Source organism: Lutibacter sp., from assembly GCF_016342705.1.
Lineage (GTDB): Bacteria > Bacteroidota > Bacteroidia > Flavobacteriales > Flavobacteriaceae > Lutibacter.
Window position 1 is genome coordinate 1 of the sequence record NZ_JAEINV010000012.1, and the last position, 20238, is coordinate 20238.

22 protein-coding genes are annotated in these 20238 nt (G+C 30.0%); 8 read left to right on the forward strand and 14 right to left on the reverse strand.

Annotation, left to right across the window (positions count from 1 at the left end; all coding sequences use genetic code 11):
* Positions 1-88: 88 nt before the first annotated feature.
* The 4 genes from rplS to JEY78_RS11570 all read right to left on the reverse strand — a co-directional run bounded on the left by rplS (position 89) and on the right by JEY78_RS11570 (position 2603).
* Positions 89-439, reverse strand: coding sequence for a 50S ribosomal protein L19 (gene rplS, locus JEY78_RS11555; RefSeq protein ID WP_291851294.1), 351 nt, complete (start codon positions 437-439; stop codon positions 89-91).
* A gap of 89 nt (positions 440-528) precedes the next feature.
* Positions 529-1206, reverse strand: coding sequence for a tRNA (guanosine(37)-N1)-methyltransferase TrmD (gene trmD / locus JEY78_RS11560; protein ID WP_291851297.1), 678 nt, complete (start codon positions 1204-1206; stop codon positions 529-531).
* Between the two features lie 57 nt (positions 1207-1263).
* Entirely contained in the window at positions 1264-2112 is an 849-nt protein-coding gene (gene prmC, locus JEY78_RS11565) for a peptide chain release factor N(5)-glutamine methyltransferase (protein ID WP_291851300.1), read from the reverse strand.
* Positions 2112-2603 carry a GNAT family N-acetyltransferase gene (locus tag JEY78_RS11570; RefSeq protein ID WP_291851303.1) on the reverse strand — a complete coding sequence of 164 codons (492 nt, stop codon included), beginning with the start codon at positions 2601-2603 and terminating at the stop codon, positions 2112-2114. Before JEY78_RS11570 ends, prmC begins: the two co-directional genes overlap by 1 nt.
* 22 nt (positions 2604-2625) lie before the next feature.
* Here JEY78_RS11570 and ribD point away from each other — a divergent pair, with 22 nt between their 5' ends.
* Positions 2626-3675 carry a bifunctional diaminohydroxyphosphoribosylaminopyrimidine deaminase/5-amino-6-(5-phosphoribosylamino)uracil reductase RibD gene (gene ribD / locus JEY78_RS11575; protein ID WP_291851306.1) on the forward strand — a complete coding sequence of 350 codons (1050 nt, stop codon included), beginning with the start codon at positions 2626-2628 and terminating at the stop codon, positions 3673-3675.
* Here ribD and JEY78_RS11580 read toward each other — a convergent pair whose 3' ends face one another.
* Positions 3676-4728: an isoaspartyl peptidase/L-asparaginase family protein gene (locus JEY78_RS11580; RefSeq protein WP_291851309.1), complete on the reverse strand. Its 1053-nt coding sequence runs from the start codon at positions 4726-4728 to the stop codon at positions 3676-3678.
* Between the two features lie 143 nt (positions 4729-4871).
* Here JEY78_RS11580 and JEY78_RS11585 point away from each other — a divergent pair, with 143 nt between their 5' ends.
* Positions 4872-5435, forward strand: coding sequence for a YigZ family protein (locus JEY78_RS11585; protein WP_291851312.1), 564 nt, complete (start codon positions 4872-4874; stop codon positions 5433-5435).
* On the opposite strand, the gene JEY78_RS11590 is transcribed toward JEY78_RS11585, so the two are convergent.
* Entirely contained in the window at positions 5425-5832 is a 408-nt protein-coding gene (locus JEY78_RS11590; protein ID WP_291851316.1) for a thioesterase family protein, read from the reverse strand. The two genes, JEY78_RS11585 and JEY78_RS11590, sit on opposite strands and share 11 nt — an antisense overlap.
* Positions 5833-5997: 165 nt before the next feature.
* Here JEY78_RS11590 and dnaA point away from each other — a divergent pair, with 165 nt between their 5' ends.
* The 3 genes from dnaA to JEY78_RS11605 are packed head-to-tail and all read left to right on the forward strand — an operon-like array spanning position 5998 to position 8605.
* Positions 5998-7425, forward strand: coding sequence for a chromosomal replication initiator protein DnaA (gene dnaA / locus JEY78_RS11595; protein WP_291851319.1), 1428 nt, complete (start codon positions 5998-6000; stop codon positions 7423-7425).
* Positions 7426-7434: 9 nt separating this feature from the next.
* Entirely contained in the window at positions 7435-7896 is a 462-nt protein-coding gene (locus JEY78_RS11600) for a low molecular weight protein-tyrosine-phosphatase (protein WP_291851322.1), read from the forward strand.
* Positions 7889-8605 carry an SAM-dependent methyltransferase gene (locus JEY78_RS11605; RefSeq protein ID WP_291851325.1) on the forward strand — a complete coding sequence of 239 codons (717 nt, stop codon included), beginning with the start codon at positions 7889-7891 and terminating at the stop codon, positions 8603-8605. The genes JEY78_RS11600 and JEY78_RS11605 overlap by 8 nt, the downstream gene beginning before the upstream one ends.
* 43 nt (positions 8606-8648) lie before the next feature.
* On the opposite strand, the gene JEY78_RS11610 is transcribed toward JEY78_RS11605, so the two are convergent.
* From JEY78_RS11610 to dapF, 4 genes are all read right to left on the reverse strand, one after another.
* On the reverse strand, positions 8649-9275 hold the full coding sequence (locus tag JEY78_RS11610) for a peptidoglycan-binding protein LysM (RefSeq protein WP_291851328.1): 627 nt from the start codon (positions 9273-9275) through the stop codon (positions 8649-8651).
* A 166-nt stretch (positions 9276-9441) separates the two neighbouring features.
* Positions 9442-10476 (reverse strand): endolytic transglycosylase MltG, encoded by a 1035-nt coding sequence (gene mltG, locus JEY78_RS11615; protein ID WP_291851333.1) that lies wholly within the window; start codon positions 10474-10476, stop codon positions 9442-9444.
* Between the two features lie 5 nt (positions 10477-10481).
* The gene (locus JEY78_RS11620) at positions 10482-11000 is read right to left on the reverse strand and encodes a GNAT family N-acetyltransferase (protein ID WP_291851336.1); all 519 of its coding nucleotides are present in this window, start codon (positions 10998-11000) and stop codon (positions 10482-10484) included.
* Complete coding sequence (gene dapF / locus JEY78_RS11625; RefSeq protein WP_291851340.1) at positions 11000-11779, reverse strand: diaminopimelate epimerase; 780 nt, start codon at positions 11777-11779, stop codon at positions 11000-11002. Before dapF ends, JEY78_RS11620 begins: the two co-directional genes overlap by 1 nt.
* Positions 11780-11947: 168 nt before the next feature.
* Here dapF and JEY78_RS11630 point away from each other — a divergent pair, with 168 nt between their 5' ends.
* Positions 11948-13354: a Do family serine endopeptidase gene (locus tag JEY78_RS11630; RefSeq protein WP_291851343.1), complete on the forward strand. Its 1407-nt coding sequence runs from the start codon at positions 11948-11950 to the stop codon at positions 13352-13354.
* A gap of 123 nt (positions 13355-13477) precedes the next feature.
* Entirely contained in the window at positions 13478-14923 is a 1446-nt protein-coding gene (locus JEY78_RS11635) for a glyceraldehyde-3-phosphate dehydrogenase (RefSeq protein ID WP_291851345.1), read from the forward strand.
* Between the two features lie 60 nt (positions 14924-14983).
* Here the strand turns inward: JEY78_RS11635 and JEY78_RS11640 are convergent, their stop codons facing one another.
* The 3 genes from JEY78_RS11640 to JEY78_RS11650 are packed head-to-tail and all read right to left on the reverse strand — an operon-like array spanning position 14984 to position 17119.
* Positions 14984-15484, reverse strand: a complete 501-nt coding sequence (locus JEY78_RS11640; protein WP_291851347.1) for a DsrE/DsrF/DrsH-like family protein — start codon at positions 15482-15484, stop codon at positions 14984-14986.
* A 40-nt stretch (positions 15485-15524) separates the two neighbouring features.
* Positions 15525-15836: a TusE/DsrC/DsvC family sulfur relay protein gene (locus JEY78_RS11645; protein WP_291851350.1), complete on the reverse strand. Its 312-nt coding sequence runs from the start codon at positions 15834-15836 to the stop codon at positions 15525-15527.
* 32 nt (positions 15837-15868) lie between these two features.
* Positions 15869-17119 (reverse strand): FAD/NAD(P)-binding oxidoreductase, encoded by a 1251-nt coding sequence (locus tag JEY78_RS11650; RefSeq protein ID WP_291851352.1) that lies wholly within the window; start codon positions 17117-17119, stop codon positions 15869-15871.
* Positions 17120-17310: 191 nt separating this feature from the next.
* Between JEY78_RS11650 and ligA the strand changes: the two genes are divergently transcribed.
* Complete coding sequence (ligA, locus tag JEY78_RS11655) at positions 17311-19344, forward strand: NAD-dependent DNA ligase LigA (RefSeq protein ID WP_291851355.1); 2034 nt, start codon at positions 17311-17313, stop codon at positions 19342-19344.
* A 5-nt stretch (positions 19345-19349) separates the two neighbouring features.
* On the opposite strand, the gene JEY78_RS11660 is transcribed toward ligA, so the two are convergent.
* The gene (locus JEY78_RS11660) at positions 19350-20150 is read right to left on the reverse strand and encodes a sulfite exporter TauE/SafE family protein (RefSeq protein WP_291851358.1); all 801 of its coding nucleotides are present in this window, start codon (positions 20148-20150) and stop codon (positions 19350-19352) included.
* Between the last annotated feature and the right edge of the window lie 88 nt (positions 20151-20238).

Genomic DNA, 20238 nt, shown 5'->3' on the forward strand with positions numbered 1-20238 from the left:
CAAAAAACCTGTGAAGATATCTTCACAGGTTTTCATTATTTTTTTTAATAATCGTCAACCTATTTTAGGACGACTCATGAAATTTAGACTAGCGTCTTCTTTCTTGAATTCTAGCTTTTTTACCAGTTAATTCTCTAAAGTAGAAAATACGTGCTCTACGAACTCTACCTTGTTTGTTAACTTCAATTTTTTGAATTGCAGGTAAATTTATTGGGAAAATACGTTCTACACCAACTGTTCCAGACATTTTTCTGATGGTAAATGTTTCAGATGCTCCAGAACCTCTTCTTTGAATTACAGTACCTTTAAAAAACTGAGTACGTGTTTTTTCACCTTCTTTAATTTCATAGTATACAGTAATTGTATCTCCTGATTGAAATTGAGGCACTTCTTTTTTAGTTACAAATTCGTCTTGTACAAACTTTACTAAATTTTCCATTTCTATATTTTTATAAAAGTTTTTCAATAACCAACATTCACGATTTTCGTCAGAGGTTAATTTTGAGTGTGCAAATTTAATAAAAAAGATTAGTCTTCCAACAAATCTGGTCTTATTTTTTTTGTTCTTTCAAAAGATTGTTCATTTCGCCAATCTTCTATTTTTGGAAAGTTACCTGATAATAGGATGTCTGGAACCTTAAGTCCTTTATATTCAGAAGGTCTAGTGTACACTGGAGGCGATAATAAATTGTCTTGAAAACTATCTGTTAATGCAGAAGTTTCATCACCTAAAACTCCAGGAATTAATCTAATAATTGTATCACATAAAACCGCGGCGCCTAATTCTCCGCCACTTAATACATAATCGCCAATTGAAACTTCTTTGGTAATGAATAAATCTCTAACGCGCTGATCTACACCTTTGTAATGTCCGCAAAGAATTATTATATTTTCTTTTAATGAAAGTGTATTTGCTATTTGCTGATTTAAAGTTGGGGCATCTGGAGTCATATAAATAACTTCATCATACGTTCTTTCTGCTTTTAACTTAGAAATGCATTTATCTATTGGTTCAATCATTAAAACCATTCCTGCGCCACCGCCAAACTGATAATCGTCTATTTTTCCGTAATCATTTAACGCGTACGTTCTAAGGTCGTGAAAATGAACTTCAACTAAATTTTTGTCAATAGCACGTTTAATAATTGAATATTCAAACGGACTTTTTATTAATTCTGGTGAAACGGTAATGATATCAATTCGCATGTTGCAAATGTAAATCTTTTAATTTGAAAGTTGAAAATGAAAAGTTGAAAAGAATGATTAAACCAAAGTTGCTTTGATCATTCTGTCAACGTCGTAAAAATCTTTTTTCAAAATGCAGTTTTTAAAGCCTTTTTGCTCTAGTAAAAGTGTTATTTCATCACCCAAGTATTGATTGATTTCAAAATATAAACTGCCATTTTTTGTTAAATTATGTATAGCTAAATCTGCAATTTTATTGTAAAATATTAAAGGATCATTATCTTTTACAAAAAGCGCTAAATGAGGTTCATTGTCAACAACATTTTTTTGCATTAATTCTTTTTCTAATTCTCTAATGTAAGGTGGGTTACTTACTATAATGTCATATTTTTCTTGTAAAATTTCAATATCTAAAATATTAGCTTCTACAAAATTGATATTTACATTGTTTTTTAGGGCATTTGTTTCGGCAACTTTTAATGCTTCAGTAGAAACGTCAACAGCATATATTTGTGCTTTTGGAAAAAATTTAGCTAATGAAATAGCAATACAACCGCTACCTGTTCCAAAATCTAAAATTTTTAATTCCGATTCATTTTTATAGTCATTTACAATCCAATTTACCAACTCTTCTGTTTCTGGACGAGGAATTAAAACACTATTATTTACTTTAAAAATAAGTCCGTAAAATTCTGTTTCACCAATAATATATTGAATTGGAACCTGTTTTTTTAATTCTGATAAAGCATTTTGAAGATAATTTAAATCAACTTCGTTTATTATAAACTCTGGTTGAAGCGCTACTTCAATTCTCGTTAAGTGTAACTTGAATTTTGATAATAAATTAAAAAATGATTGTATTTCAGTTTCAGGAAATAATTCTGAAAGTTCAGAAAAAAAATATTTTTTAAATTGTAATAGTCTCATTATAAATCATTAAGCATCCATAAATTACACGAATAATGACCTGTATCTCCCATTGGAGCATCTAAGTCTTTAAAACCAACCTTTCTGTAAAGTTTTCTAGCATCTTGCATATAAGGTAAGGTTTCTAAATAGCAGTGTTCAAAACCGTATTCTTTAGCTTTTTTTAAGCAAATGTCCATCATTTTACTTCCTAAACCAATTCCTCTCGCTTCTGGTAAAAAATACATTTTTTGTAACTCACAAACGTTACCAGAATAATTGTCAAGTTGTTTAATGCCAGCACCTCCAAAAATTTCTCCATTTTTTTCAACAACAAAGTAAATTGCTTTTTCAATTGTATAGGCTTCAAACAATGTGTCTAAAATTTTATCGGCATATGCAGTTCCCACTTTTGGAACTCCAAATTCAATTAAAACTGATCGAATTGCTGTTGCTATTTTTGAATTATCTTCAGGTTTAATTTCTCTAATTAGAAAGTTGTTAAGAGTCATTTTAATGTACTATTTTTACAACGTGAATATACACGAAAAATATATAAAACGTTGCATACAATTGGCAAAAAGTGGTTTGGGAACCACATATCCTAATCCAATGGTTGGCAGTGTAATAGTTTTAAATGATAAAATTATTGGTGAAGGCTGGCATAAAAAGGCAGGAGAACCGCATGCTGAAGTGCACGCAATAAACTCGGTAAAGGAAAAAAACCTGTTGAAAAAGGCAACTATTTATGTAAGTTTAGAGCCTTGTTCGCATTATGGGAAAACACCGCCGTGCGCAAATTTAATTGTTGAAAGTGGTATTAAAAAAGTAGTTATTGGCATTGTAGATAGCAATAGTAAAGTGAGTGGAAAAGGAGTAAAACATTTAATAGAAAACGGTTGTGATGTAGCGGTTGGAATTTTAGAAAAAGAGTGTTTTAATTTGAATAAACGATTTTTTACGTTTCATAAATACAAACGACCATTTGTTATTTTGAAATGGGCAGAAACCACAGATGGTTTTATTGATAAAATTAGAACTGAAAACTCGGATAATTCTCCAAATTGGATTTCTAATACTTATTCTCAGCAATTAGTTCATAAAATGAGAGCTGAAGAACAAGCAATTTTAGTAGGAACAAACACAGCTTTAAATGATAATCCTAGTTTAACAGTTAGAAATTGGACAGGAGAAAACCCAATACGAATTGTTTTAGATAGAAGCACTAAAATTCCGAAAGCATATAATTTATTAAATGGAAACACCAAAACCATTGTTTTTTCTGAAGTAAAACATAATATTGATTCTGAAAAAAATGTAATTTTTGAACGGATTGATTTCAATAAAAATGTCACAGAACAAGTGTGTGAAGTTTTATATAATTATGAAATTCAATCGGTAATTATAGAAGGAGGGAAGCAAACTTTACAAAGTTTTATAGATGCTAATTTATGGGATGAAGCTTTTGTTTTTATTGGAGATGTTACATTTAATGAAGGGTTGTCAGCTCCCAACATTAAAAAAGCACCATTTAAAACGGTGGTAATTTTAAATGATACTTTAAAAGTTTTTAAAAACTATTAGTTAGTTGGTTTTTTCAAACATTTCAACTTTAGTTTCGCCAGTAGATTTTTTATAGCCTCTAAACATTCCTGTTGAGTTAAAATCCCAATAAACATCGCCATTTTTATCTAATAAAATCATTCCACCTTCACCACCTAATGGCCCAATTTGATTGAAAAGTACTTCGTGCAATGCTTCAGCAGGAGATAAACCTTTGTATTTGATTAAACTAGATACTTCGTGAGCGGCAACAGTTCTAATAAAATATTCACCAGTTCCTGTAGCTGAAATTCCACAAGTTAAATTATTGGCATACGTTCCGGCTCCAATAATTGGAACATCACCAATTCTACCATATTTTTTGTTGGTCATTCCGCCAGTAGAAGTTCCGGCAGCAATATTTCCATTTTTATCAATAGCAACAGCGCCAACAGTTCCAAATTTATGATCATCAATTAATTCATTATTTATTAAAAATGCAGTATGATCTAATTTCGTTTTTTCTTTTCCTTGAAGTTCTTTTAACTGATTCATTCTTTTTTCAGTAAAAAAGTACGAACTATCTACCATTTCAATACCGTATTTAGCGGCTAAAATTTCAGCTCCTTTTCCAGATAGTAACACGTGAGAAGAGCTATCCATTACAATTCTGGCTGCTAAAATCGGATTTTTTATATGGTTAACATTGGCAATTGCCCCTGCATTTAAGGTTTTTCCATCCATAATGGCAGCGTCCATTTCTTGATTTCCTTCGCTATTATAAACAGCACCTTTTCCAGCATTAAAAAGCGGTGAATCTTCCATAATATTAATCGCTGCTTGTACGGCATCTAAAGAAATTCCTCCTTTTTCTAAAATAGCGTAACCAGCTTTCAAAGCTTCTTCAAGCTTAAGCGTATAGGCTTCTTGTTGTTCTTCTGTAAAATATTCTTTTTTAATTCCACCAGCTCCACCATGTATAACAATAGCAAAAGAATTTGGTTCTCTAGTAGTTGTATCTTCTTTTAAATTGCTTTTTTGGTTGCAACTAGCCAAAATGAATGCTAAAACAACTACATAAAATAAATTTTTCATATTGATTTGTATTAATTACTCAAATATATTCATTTTTAAATAGAAATTTTAAAACTTAGAATTGATATATTTGTTTCTTTAAATCACTAGTTATTTTAGAAAAAGATACATATAATACTATTAAAGCAGCTGTTGGAGATGCTTTGTATAAAGAGAAAGGAAGTAAATTTATTGGGTTTGCTTTTCCTGTAACTTCTGAAGATGAGGTAAAAATTTATATAGAAGAATTGAAAAAGAAGCATCATTCCGCAAGGCATTGGTGTTATGCTTGGCAAATGGGTATAGAAGAAATTCAATACAGAGCAAATGATGATGGAGAGCCAAATAATTCTGCGGGTCAGCCTATTTATGGCCAAATTTTATCAAATGAAATTACAAATGTATTGGTAGTTGTTGTGCGTTATTTTGGTGGGACAAAGTTAGGTGTTGGTGGTTTGATAAGTGCTTATAAAACAACAGCAAAATTAATTTTAGATGAAGCCAAAATAATTGAAAAAACAATAGATGTTCATTTTCAACTAAATTTTGAATATGTAGATATGAACAAAGTTATGAGAATAATAAAAGAACATAACATTGAAATTCTGCAACAGAAAATGGCATTAAATTGTGAATTTTTAATTTCAATTAGAAAAAAATACGCTGCTATTGTACAGCAATCTTTTGAAGATTTAAGATGTTTAAAAATTAAAGAGATTACAGAATAAATTTTTCAATTTTTTCTAAAATCGCAGGTGGAATTCTCATAGGTCTGTTTGTTTTCATGTTCACAAAAACTAATGTTGAATTGGCAGTTGTTAATAAATCACCTTTCTCATTTCTTAATTCATACTCAAAATCAATTTTTGCGGTTGGTTTTTTAATTAAGGTTGTTTTTAAAGAGAGTAAATCGTCATATTTTGCAGGGTTCAAGAAATTTGTATTTAGACTAATTACAGGTAACATAATTCCTGACTCTTCCATATTTTTATAGGTAATTCCTAATTCTCTTAACCATTCTGTCCTACCTAACTCAAAGTATTGCGCATAGTTTCCATGGTAAACAAAACTCATTTGGTCAGTTTCTCCGTATCTTACTCTAAATTTAATTATATTTGATAACATTTTTATTTTTTTAAAATGTTATGTTACGTAAAAAAAAAATAATAATCAATAGGTATTTTATTTTTTTATGATGAAAAATATTCACATTTTTGTAATACCAAAAACATTTAGGGTTTACTCTAAATTATCGGCTTAAATAAACATTAAAATACGATTTAACCAACAATGACTAAAACTGCTTCATCAGTTTGGAAGGAATGCCTATCTTTTATACAGGATAATATTAAGCCGCAAGCATATAAAACTTGGTTTGAGCCGATTAAGCCAATAAAATTATCTGGCGAGGCATTAACCATACAAGTACCAAGTAAATTTTTTTACGAATGGTTGGAAGAGCATTATATTAAATTGTTAAGAGTTGCATTATTGAAGCAATTAGGTGAAGATGCTAAATTGATTTATGATGTTAGAATGGAAAATAACTACAGTAGTAATAATCCACATACTGTAAAGTTTCCTAGTTCCAATAGAAACCCAATTAATCCACAGGGAGTTAACGTTCCGATAGATTTAAATAAGCGAGAGTTGAAAAATCCGTTTATTATTCCAGGTATTCAAAAAGTTAAAATTGAATCTCAATTAAATCCAAATTACAATTTTGAAAGTTTTGTGGAAGGAGATTCAAATAGGTTAGCGCGTTCTGCAGGAATGGCAGTAGCAAATAAGCCTGGAGGTACATCATTTAATCCATTATTAATTTATGGAGGTGTTGGTTTAGGTAAAACACATATTGCACACGCAATTGGTGTTGAAATTAAAGATAAATATCCGGACAAAACGGTATTATACATATCTTCTGAAAAATTTACACAACAATATATAGATTCTGTAAAAGGAAATACGCGTATAGATTTCATTCATTTTTATCAAATGATTGATGTTTTAATTATTGATGATGTTCAATTTTTATCGGGTAAAACGGGAACTCAAGATGTATTCTTCCATATTTTCAACCATTTACATCAAAATGGTAAACAGGTAATTTTAACATCTGATAAAGCACCTGTAGACATGCAGGATATTGAACAACGTTTATTGTCTCGTTTTAAATGGGGATTGTCTGCGGAGCTACAAGCACCTGATTATGAAACACGTGTATTAATTTTACAAAATAAATTATATCGTGATGGTGTTGAAATGCCAGATGAAATAGTTGAATATATTGCAAAGCATATAAAATCAAACGTGCGTGAATTGGAAGGAGTTTTAATCTCTATGATTGCACAAGCATCTTTTAATAGAAAAGAGTTTACGTTAGTATTAGCAAAACAAATTGTTGATAAGTTTGTAAAAAACACCAAACGTGAAGTTTCTATTGAATATATTCAAAAAATTGTATCTAATTATTTTGAATTAGATGTTGCAACATTGCAATCTAAAACTAGAAAGCGCCACATTGTTCAAGCACGTCAATTGGCTATGTATTTTGCTAAAAGAATGACCAAAGCTTCATTGGCAAGTATTGGGTCTCAAATAGGTAAAAGAGACCATGCAACTGTACTTCACGCTTGTAAAACTGTTGATAACTTAACAGAAACAGACAAGCAATTTAAAAAATACGTTGAAGACATTACGAAGAAGCTTACTTTTTAAATAAATTTCATGACAAGAATATTAATGGTTTGTTTAGGTAACATTTGCCGTTCACCATTAGCAGAAGGGATTTTAAAATCTAAAGTATTTAGTTTTAAAACTTTTGTTGATTCTGCGGGCACCGGTGCTTACCATATTGGAAAAAAACCAGACCCTCGTTCCATATCAATTGCAAGCATAAATGGATTGGATATTACTGACCAACGTGCTAGAAAATTTACTATTGAAGATTTTGATAGCTTCGATTTAATTTATGCAATGGATAATTCTAACTTTCATAATATTATTGATTTAGCTAGAAATGATGAGGATAAATCTAAAGTAAAACTTATTTTAAACGAAGTTTTTCCAGACGAAAATTTAGATGTGCCAGATCCATATTATGGTGGAGAATTTGGGTTTAAAAATGTATATAAAATGTTAGATGAAGCCTGTGATGTAATTTCAAAAAAAATAAATCCAAATGTCTAAAAATAAAGGATCTTTATATTTAATACCAACTACTTTAGGTGATTGTGACCCTTTAGATGTTTTGCCATTAACTGTAAAAAGAGCTATTGAGACTTTAGATAATTTTATAGTTGAAAATGAAAAAACTGCAAGGAAGTTTATAAAAAGCATTACACCTGAGAAATCACAACCATCTTTAAAACTTTTTAAATTAGATAAATACGCTGATCCAATGGAGGTTTTAACGTATTTAGATGTTTGTGAAGAAGGTATTTCTGTCGGCTTGTTATCTGAAGCAGGTGTACCTGCAATTGCAGATCCTGGAGCTGATATAGTGAAGTTAGCCCACGAAAAAGGAATTAAGGTAATTCCGTTAGTGGGACCTTCATCAATAATTCTTGCCATGATGGCTTCTGGATTTAATGGGCAAAATTTCGCTTTTAATGGGTATTTACCAATTGATGCTTCAGAAAGAAAAGTAGCATTAAAAAACTTAGAGAAATTATCCCTAGAGAAAAATCAATCTCAAATATTTATTGAAACTCCGTATAGAAATGATAAGTTTTTACAAGATTTAAAATCTATATTACATCCTGTAACAAGATTATGTGTTGCTTGTGATGTTACATTGCCTTCAGAATATATTAAGACTTTAAATATCCAAGATTGGAAATCTGAAAATCCAGATTTGCATAAAAGACCTGCAATATTTATAATTCATAGAGAATAAAAAAAGGCTAAACAATTGTTTAGCCTTTTTTTATCGTTCTATTTTAGTGTTTTATTTCAGGTTTCTTATCGGCCTCAATAAATGAAACATCATATCCTGAAAATTGTTTTAAATAATTTCTTACAGAGGATCCAAAGGCATCAGAGAAATAAAAATCTCCATTACTTCTAAGGAATTTCTTTACATTTCCAGCTCCGGCTAAATGTGCTGCTGCTAAAATACCTGATTCTGTAATTTTAATGCCATCAATTTTCTTTCCTACGGTTCTCTCAATATCCTTTCTTAAAATCCATTTATTTAAAGAACATAATGCTAAAAACGCTTGTTCTTGTAATTTTGGAGTGTTTAAAAATCTATGAGTATCGTAAATGTTGAACCGTTCTAAGGTGCTTCTTCCAAATTGGTATTTTCCTAAATAGCCATAAGAGTTTACAATATCATATTGTCCTTGTGATTCTTTAAAAGCAATTGCCTCTCTAAATCCGTTGTACATTTTGCCAACAAAAGGAATGTTATTGTACTCTAAGAAAATACTTTCTTCTTCAGTAGGAACAGTACTTACAACTTCCGCTGCAATCCTGTTTTTGCTGTTGTTGTTTTTGCCTTTTGTAAAACTTGATATAAAAATTACAAGAGCCAAACAACTTAATATTAGTATTGTTTTTTTCATAATTTAAAGGTTTTGAGCCTATTAAATTTCGGGGCAAAGGTAAATTTTATTTTTACACTACCAATATTTTTTGACTAAAATGCACTTTTTTAGTACTTTTTTAACGATTTTTATGTTACGAAAACGTTGTATAAGGTTTTATAAATCAGGAAGTTGTTTGTTAGAATTATCTATTTATTCCTTGTTTTGATAACCAAATTTGATATTTTGCAGCATATTGATTGTGTTGCGATAAGGTTTTTGCAAACTCGTGCGTTCCTATTTTTGTAATGCTTGCACACATAAAAAAGTAATCATGTTTAGCCGGATTTAAAACAGCATTTATAGATGAAATATCAGGCATTGAAATAGGGCCTGGAGGTAAACCTAAATTTTTGTAAGTATTGTAAGGAGAGTCAATTTCAAGATCTTTTGTTAAAACTCTTTTTATAACAATATTAGCAACTAATTTTTGTTTTACAGCAAAAATAATAGTTGGATCAGCTTGTAGAGGCCATTGTTCTTGCAATCTGTTTAAGTATAATTTAGCAACCATTGGTCTTTCACTTACTGTTGAAGTTTCCTTTTGAACAATAGAGGCCAATGTAACTACTTCATTAGGAGTTAAATTTAATTTTTTAGCTTTTTCTAATCGTTCAGAATTCCAAAATCTTTTGTATTCATCGTTCATTTTTGATCGGAAAAGATTGGCAGATGTATTCCAATAAAACTCATAAGTATTTGGAATGTACATAGCTAAAGCTGTATTTTCATTAAATCCACTTTCTTTTAAAAATGTAGTATCTTGAAATGCTTTTAGTAATGTGATAGAATCGGCTTCAATTTGTTGGGAAATTCTTCCAGCTAATTTTTCAAAACTATCTTGGTTGTTAAAAGATAATTTTACCGCTGTCTGCTTCCCATTTCGCAATATGTTAATTAATTTATTATTGCTCATACCTTCGGTAATTTTATATTTACCTGGCTTTATTCCATTAGGGTAATCTTTTAGGTTAGCAATAAAACTAAAGGTATTCACTCTTTTTAAAAAAGGGCGCACTAAATTTTCAACAGTGGCATAATCGCTATTGGTTGGAATGTATATAAAACCTTCTTTTATAGTATTTGGTTTGTAAATTTTAGTATAAAAATTAAAACCTAAAACAATTCCTAAAATCACTAATAGGCTGATAATTAATAAAAAAAGTTTCTTTAAATTCATTGGTGTTATTTAATTAGTTGATAGAGTAACTCGTCTTTATAAGTTGATTTTGTGAAAATCCAGTCCTTTTTTAAACCTGCTAATTTAAAATTAAACTTTTCAAAAAGGGCAATACTTTTTTTGTTATCAGCAGTAATATTGGCAAATATTTGGTGAATATTTAAATATTGAAAAGCATAATCAATAATTAATTCTAACGCTTCCGAAGCAAAGCCATTGTTTTCATATTCAGGTAATAGAAGAATTCCTATTCCCACTCTGTTGTGTTGTGGATTAAAATCAAATAAATCAATCATTCCTACAGGAACATTTTCAGTGTTACAAATTATAAATCGATATTGTTTAGCTTCATAAATATCCTGATGTGCGTTTGCAATATATTGTTTTAATAAATACTTAGAAAAAGGGATTTGTGTGCTGCTAATTTTCCAAAAAGACATATTATTTTCTGTGGTGTACAAAAAATCTAAATCTTCTGGTTCTAAAGCTCTTAAATTAATATGTTTGCCAATTAAGTTAATCATTATATATCAATATCTCCTTCAAAAACAAATTTTGCCGGTCCTTTTAAAAATACATTGGTGTAATTAGAGCCTTCATTTTGAAAAGAAACTTCTAAATTCCCACCTAAAACTTCAATTTTAACAGTGTTTTTATTAGTTTTTTGTGCTTTATGCGCTGCAATTGCAACTGCAGTAACACCAGTTCCACACGCCAAAGTTTCATCTTCAACACCTCTTTCGTAAGTTCTTACTTTAAAAGTATCATCATTTAAAATTTCAACAAAATTCACATTAGCTCCTTCCTGAAAGTAAGGTGAACCATATCTAATTTTTGCACCTTCTTCTTTTACGTTTATTGCAGAAACTGCGTTGCAAAAATTAACGTGATGTGGTGAGCCAGTATTTAAAAAAGAATGTGTTTTTTCTTCAACTATATTGTCAACATCAATCATTTTAAGGCTTACAATTTTATTTTCAACACTTGCAAAATGCAATCCATCAACAGCATTAAAAGTAGTTTCATTTTCAATAATACCTAATTGTTTGGCAAATGCAACCAAACATCTTCCACCGTTGCCGCACATGCTTCCTTCATTTCCATCAGCATTATAATACACCATTTTAAAATCTTGTTCTTCAGAAGGTTCTAGTAAAATAAGTCCATCAGCACCAATCCCAAAACGGCGATTGCATAATTTTTCAATTAGCTGAACGTTTTTTTTAGGAAAAAAGAGACTTCTATTATCTACCATAATAAAGTCGTTTCCTGTACCTTGATATTTGTAAAAATGTAATTTCATTGGTACAAATGTACTAAAATATCTATAGGTTTTATGAAATTAAAATAGTTGAAATTCATTTTTGTTAAAATGCGTTAAATGAGCGTTAATAAAGCGTTAAAGCATTTTTTTGAATATAATAAATGTATAATTTTGAGTGTTAATTAATAAATTTTAAAATAAATAAAGATGAAAAAAATATTGAGTATTGTGCTGTTTTCAGCTTTAGGTGGCGCTTTAACTTTGGGAGCATATAAATTATTTGTTGAAAAACCTCAAGTAGTATTTGAACAATCTAGTTTAGAGAAACCCACTACAGTTCAAGCAAATTATACAAATGCAATGCTTGGTGCGGCTGAAAATACCGACTTTACAGTAGCGGCCGAAAAAACACTAAACTCTGTTGTTCACGTAAAAAACACGATGCTACAAACAGTTAAAGATCCATATGCTGAGTTTTTCTATGGGCAAGGTAATGGAACGCGTCAATTTTCTCAGGTAGGAACTGGAAGTGGAGTTATAATTTCTTCAGATGGCTATATAGTAACAAATAATCATGTAATTAATAAGGCTACAGATATTTCAGTTATTTTAAATAATAAAAAGGAATATAAAGCAAAAATTATTGGTACAGATCCAACAAATGATATTGCTTTAATAAAAGTTGATGCCAAAGATTTACCGTATGTTACTTTTGGAGATTCTGATCATATAAAAGTGGGTGAATGGGTATTGGCAGTTGGTAATCCGTATAATTTAACATCAACAGTTACGGCAGGAATTGTAAGTGCTAAAGGGCGAGATTTAGATGGAAACGGAAGTGTAGATTCTTTTATTCAGACCGATGCGGCTGTAAATCCAGGGAATAGTGGTGGAGCTTTGGTAAATGCACGTGGTGAACTTATTGGAATTAATACCGCAATTTCATCAATGACAGGTTCATTTGTGGGTTATTCTTTTGCGGTGCCTTCAAACATTGCTAAAAAAGTTATTGAAGATTTAATGGAATATGGTAATGTGCAAAAGGCTATTTTAGGAGTTGTTGGAGGTGAATTAGATGGTAAAATTGCCGAAAATCTAGATCTTAAAAATACAGAAGGTTTTTATATTTCTGATGTGTCGGAAAATACGGGAGCTGCAAAAGCTGGGTTAAAAGCAAAAGATATAATTATTCAGTTAGATGATGTTAAAATTTCTACATTTTCAGATTTAACAGGGTTTTTAAGAACAAAAAGACCAAATGATAAAGTTCAGGTTACTTATTTAAGAAATGGAGAGCAAAATAGTGTACAAGTTACATTAACAAAAAATGAAATAAGTAAAGTAAGTACACTTGGCTTGGAATTGAAAAATTTAGAGAAACCAGAACTTAAAAAATTGAAAATTGAAAATGGAGTAAAGGTTTCTGATATTTTAAATAAAGAATTAATAAGTTACGGCGTAAAAAAAGGGTATGTAATTATTGAAATAAATGATAAAAAAGTTTTTTCTGTGGATGATGTAAATGATATGATTTCTGCAAAATCATCTAATGAAGTTTTACGTATAGTAATGCTAAATTTAAATGGTGAATTAGAACGTTATATTTTCAGATAACAGAAAGTTTGTTTGATGTTTAAAAAACCTTTCAATTTTTGAAAGGTTTTTTTTGTTTAAAATAGTTTGCGAAAACGTTTGAAATAGGTATTTTTGCCGAAAATTTAAACAACACAACATAATATGTCATTTAACGAACTTTACGAAAAAGAACTAGCTTTTCAAACCGATAGAAGAAGAGCTACAGTTGAATTTATTAGAATTATTAGTGATTTATGGTATGAAGATACTATTGAATTGGTTTTGTTTAGAAATCAATTAATTGATAGAAATGTAAGTGAAATTTTAAATTTGGTGGAGTACGCAAGCGACTTTGTACAAAAACCTATTTCTATTTTTGATGCTGTTGAAATTGCACGAGAAATTAAAAGTCAAGCATTTCCACCTTCAAAAATTGATATTGGAAAATTAGTGTATGAGTTTCATTTAGATGATGACCAACATTCTATTAGAGATTTTGTAGTTGAACGACTTGAAGCGGCAAATAATTCAGAAGAAATTGAACCAAAAGATGTTGTTTTATATGGATTTGGAAGAATTGGGAGGTTAGTTGCACGTGAATTAATGGCAAAAGCTGGTAAAGGTAATTTAATGCGTTTGCGTGCCATTGTTACACGCGATGAAATTACAGAGGCAATTTTAGAAAAGAGAGCTTCTTTATTAAGAAATGATTCTGTTCACGGAGATTTTCAAGGAACTGTAAGTATTAATTTTGAAAAAAAAGCATTAATAATCAATGGTACAACTGTTCATATAATTAGAGCAAATGCACCAGAAGAAATTGATTACACCCAATATGGAATTTTTGATGCTTTAATAATTGACAATACAGGTGCTTTTAGAGATAAAGAAGCTTTAAGTAGACATTTAAAATCTAAAGGCGCTTCAAAAGTATTACTTACTGCGCCAGGCAAAGGAGTTCCAAATATTGTTCATGGTGTAAATCATAAAGAATATAATCCAAAAGAAGTAAATATTTTTTCCGCAGCTTCTTGTACCACAAATGCAATTACGCCAATTTTAAAGGTTATGGAAGAAAGTTTTGGTGTAGTAAGTGGACATTTAGAAACCATACATGCTTATACTAACGATCAGAATTTAGTAGATAATATGCATAAAAAATACCGTAGAGGTAGAGCTGCAGCTTTAAATATGGTAATTACAGAAACTGGTGCAGGACAGGCAGTAACAAAAGCGTTGCCTTCTTTTGAAGGAAAATTAACATCAAATGCTATTCGAGTTCCTGTACCAAATGGATCTTTAGCTATTCTAAATCTAAAATTGGAAAATGCTGCAAGTAAAGAAACTATTAATACTGTTATGAAAAAATATGCTTTAGAGGGTGATTTGGTGGAGCAAATTAAATATTCCTTAAGTAATGAATTGGTTTCATCTGATATTGTTGGAACATCGGCTCCGGCAATTTTTGATAGCCACGCTACAATTTCAAATAATGATGGCTCTAATGCTGTGTTATATATTTGGTATGATAATGAATATGGATATAGTCATCAAGTTATTCGTTTGGCGCGTTATATTTCTCAAGTGAGGAGATTTGCGTATTATTAATAATTAAAGAAAGCCTCAAGAAAATAGTTTCTTGAGGCTTTCTTTAATTTAATTGTAAAGTTATGTGAAAATTATTTGCGTTCTGTCACCATCACACATTTCATAAAATTCTCCAATGGTTATTATATCAGAAACTTCATCAGACAAGTCTTCTTTTTTTAACTTAAACATATCTACAGCTAATTTACAGGCATAAATTTCGCCTCCACCAGCAGTAATCATTTCTAAAAATTCATCAACAGGTGGCATTCCTAATGCATCCATTTGTTTACGCATCATACTTGAAACTGCAGATTCAACTCCAGGTAATCCACCAAGCATGGTTGGAAAAGGTATTCCACCAGGCATTCTCATTGCAGGATTTCCAGTAGTAGCTGTATGTAAATGATTCATTGCTTTTTTAGTAATACCATCTAATCCAAAAAATGTAAAAAATACTTTGGTTTCTATACCTTCCATTACGGCACCATTTGCCATAACTAAACTAGCATAAACATCTTCTAAACTTCCTTTGGCACATATTAAGCAAACTTTTTCTAAAGGTTTTTTTTCTGTACTCATTTTTTTGTTTTTTATTTATTAAGTAAACTGGTTAAGTATTTTAAATACAACTAGTTGGTTTTGGTATTCCTGCAATTTTAGATGAAAATTTTAATGGTCCTTTTGGAAATAAAACATATAATTGTTTTACATCTACAATTCCTGATTTTCCAACACTTCTAATAGTTAAAGCTTCTTTTGCTAAAGTTTTTTCACGTAAATAATTGATAACTTCAAAATGTTTTGGTGTTAATTCAATTCCTATTTCCGTTGCAATTTCTTTTGCAATTTCTTCATTCCATTGATTCATATCATCTAAGTATCCGTCTTCTGAAACGTTTACTGAAACTCCTGCTATAGTTTTTACTGACATAATTTTTATTTTTTATTGTTATTTTAAATTGTCTATTTTGTTTCTGGTTTAATATCAAATACTTTTCCTTTAAAACTCATGTTTCTCGATACAAAAGGAATTGCAATTCCTTTTAAAAGCATATTCCAGTAAATCCAACGGAAAGCCATTTTCCCCCAATGATTTAATACACTTTCTTTTAATAATTTAAGCGGACCAAATTTTGCGAACGGAAAATTTCCATGAACTGGTTCGGTTACATAATTAAAATCAATTAATAACGCTTTGTTATTTCCTGTTTCAATAAAACAATTTGCGTGGCCATCAAATTCTTTTTTAAGAGGATAACCATCAATGTATAAAAGGATATTATCAGTTAATGTTTCTGCTTGAAAATGTGCTACAGAACCAGCTTTGGAGGCTGGAACATTAGTTGCATCTCCAATCACAAAAATATTTTCATGTGCTTTTGACTGTAAAGTATTGTGATCAGTTGGTATAAAATTTAAATCATCACCTAAACCAGATTTAGCAATAACTTCGTCACCCATATTGGTTGGAATAGTTATCAATAAATCGAACGGAATCTCTCTTTCAGCATAATCTATAATTACTTTTTTATCATTATCGACACTTTCAATAGCAAAATCGGTTTCAATTTTTATGCCTTTATCTTTTAACAAATAATTCAATGCAGTTGTACAAGTTGGTTTTGTGAAAGCGCCTGAAAGTGGCGTTACATAAGTAATTTCTACTTTATCTCTAATCCCTTTTTTACGGAAATAAGCATCAGCTAAAAATGAGAATTCTAATGGTGCAACAGGACATTTTATAGGCATTTCAGTGATATGTACCACTAATTTTCCACCTTCCCAATTTCTAAGTTTGTCTCTTAGGGCTAAAGCACCTTCATAGGTGTAAAAATCAAAAATATCTTTTTTCCATAAAGGACCAATTAATCCTGCGGTTTCTTCCGGAGCAATTTTAGATCCAGTTGCAACTATTAATACATCATAATATAAAGTTTCATCTTCTAATTGTACTTTGTTTTCTTCAGGAAAAATTTGTTCAATTTTCTTTTGAATATATACTACTTCTTTAGGAATAAATTTTTTTCCAACTTTTTTTACTTGTTTTTCAGTATAAATATCAAAAGGAAGAAATAAAAAACCAGGTTGGTAATAATGTGTTTTATATTGATCAACAATAGTAATTTTCCATTGATCTTTATATAATTTATGTATTAAATGGTTTGCCATCATGGTTCCTGATGTGCCCGCACCTAAAATTATTAAGTTTTTCATATCTAGTACTTTAGTTTTAATTATTGCAATTAAAGACATTAAGTTAATTCCTTTAATTTTTAGTAAAGTTACTTTAGTCACATAATATTTAATATGATAAAAGTCAGTATGCAATGTCACTTTAGTTACATTGTGATTATATAATTAATTGATATGCTGTATGTTTTTTGGTTTAGTTTTTCAAAAAAAATATGAGTACTTTTAGCCAACAAAATATAGGTATGCAAGTAACAATTGAACAAAGGATTTTAGATTTACGAAATGAGTTAAATCAACATAATTATAATTATTATGTACTAGATACTCCTATTATTTCTGATTTTGAATTTGATAAAAAATTAAAGGAATTAGAAAAATTAGAATTTGAAAATCCACAATTTTATGATTCAAATTCACCTACACAAAGGGTAGGAGGAGAAATCACCAAAAATTTTACGACCGTTACACATAAAAACAGAATGTATTCGCTAGATAATTCATATTCGAAAGAAGATTTATTTGATTGGGAAAAACGTATTCAAAAAATAATAGGTACTGAAGATATTACATATACGTGTGAATTAAAATATGATGGAGCCTCTATAAATTTAAGTTATGAAAATGGTGTTTTGGTTAGTGCTGTTACCAGAGGAGATGGATTTCAAGGAGATGAAGTGACAGCGAATATTAAAACAATAAAATCTATTCCGTTGGTTTTAAAGGAGCCTTTTTTAGAGAATTTTGAAATTAGAGGCGAAATAATTTTGCCTTTTGATGGATTTAATAAAATGAATGAAGAACGTATTGATATTGGTGAAGAACCTTATAAAAACCCTAGAAATACAGCTAGTGGAAGTTTAAAATTACAGGATAGTGCAGAAGTAGCTAAACGACCTTTAGATTGTTTGTTATATCATATTGTGGCTAATAAAAATCCAATAGCAACCCATTTTGAAACCTTAGAAAAAGCTAGAAAACTTGGATTTAAAGTGCCTCCAGCAATGGCAGTTTGCAAATCTATGGAAGCGGTATTTACTTTTATTGAAAACTGGAATGTCAAACGTTTTGATTTGCCTTATGAAACTGATGGAGTGGTTGTTAAGGTGAATTCATTAGCGCAACAAGATGAGTTGGGTTATACGGCAAAATCACCTCGATGGGCAATTGCTTATAAGTTTAAAACCGAACAAGAAAGTACTATTTTAAATGACATTACCTACCAGGTTGGTAGAACTGGTGCTATAACACCAGTTGCAAATTTAGAACCTGTTCAATTGGCTGGAACTACAGTGAAAAGAGCTTCATTACATAATGCAGATCAAATTGAAAAGTTAGATATTAGAGTGGGAGATACCGTTTTTGTTGAAAAAGGTGGAGAAATAATCCCTAAAGTTGTGGGTGTAGATTTAGATAAGAGACCGGCTAATTCAGTAGCTACTAAATATATAACACATTGTCCGGATTGCAATACGGAATTGGTAAGAACAGAAGGAGATGCAAAACATTATTGCCCAAATGAATATGGTTGTCCGACACAAATTACGGGTAGAATTCAACATTTTATTAGCAGAAAAGCTATGAATATTGATGGCATTGGTTCAGAAACTATAGAGTTGCTTTTTAAAGAAGGACTGATTCATAATTATGCTGATTTGTATGATTTAAAGGAAGAGCAAATTATTCCTTTGGAGAGAATGGCAGAAAAATCCGCACAAAATATAATAGCAGGAATAGAAAAATCGAAAGAAATTCCTTTTGAAAAGGTATTATTTGCCTTAGGAATTAGATTTGTTGGTGAAACAGTTGCTAAAAAGTTGGCAAAACATTTTAAATCAATTGATAATTTAATGAATGCTTCTTTTGAAGAATTAATTACTGTTGATGAAATAGGTGAAAGAATTGCAAATAGTGTTATTGAATTTTCAACCAATTTGGTAAATATTCAACAAATAGTGCGTTTAAAAAGTTATGGTGTTCAATTGGAAGTTTCAGCCGAATCACTTTTAAATACTTCTTCAATTTTACAAGAAAAAATATTTGTGGTTTCAGGTGTTTTTACTCACTTTGATAGAAATGAACTAAAAAAATCCATTGAAGATAATGGAGGGAAAGTGGCGAGTTCCATTTCTTCAAAAACGACCTATGTAATTGCTGGAGATAATATGGGACCTAGTAAATTATCAAAAGCTGAGAGTTTAGGGATTCCAATTATTAGTGAATATGATTATTTGAAGTTTTTGGAGTAATTTAGTTAAAAAATCTCCATAAAAATATCGTAACCATATCTTAAAATCATTAAAGTTACTATTACTAAAAAAATGGTTCTAACAAATGTATTACCTCTTTTTAATGCCATTTTTGTACCTACTATATTTCCAGTTATATTGCATATTGCCATTAAAATTGCCAATTCAAGTATATAGTTGTCAAGTTTTATAAATACAATTAATGCGAAAATATTGGTTACACAATTTATTACTTTAGAGTAAGCAGAAGCCTCTACAAATTCAAACCCAAAAACAACGACAAAAGCCAACACCAAAAAACTTCCTGTTCCAGGACCAAAAAAACCATCATAAAAACCAATAATAAGTCCGATTAAAGAACCATAAATAATCATTTTATTGAATTTTAATTTTTTAGTTTGTATAGAACCTAAATCTTTTTTTATAAAAGTGTAAACAGCTATTAAAATTAAAATAACTAAAATTAATGGCTTTAGTGTATTTGCATTAATGTAACTAACCGTTTTTGCACCTAAAAAGGAAGCAATTGCTGCCCAAAAGGCAATTACAGCTAATACTTTATAATTAAATTTTATTTTTTTTGAATATTGTACGGCTGAAATACTTGTTCCAGAAAGCGCGGCAATTTTGTTTGTGCCAAACAATGTTGGAATATTGGTGTTTGGCAAATTAATTAATAGGGCAGGTAATTGAATTAATCCGCCGCCGCCTACAACGGCATCAATAAAACCAGCAACAAATGAAAAGAAGGCTAGTGAAATAAGACTTAAAAAGCCATAATCTGAAGCAAAGCTTAAAAGTTCCATGTCTTTTTAAGGTAATTAATATGGAAGTCAAATATATTATTTTTTAACTATTGTTAGCGTAATTTGTAGTGCTGTAATTAGGTGATAG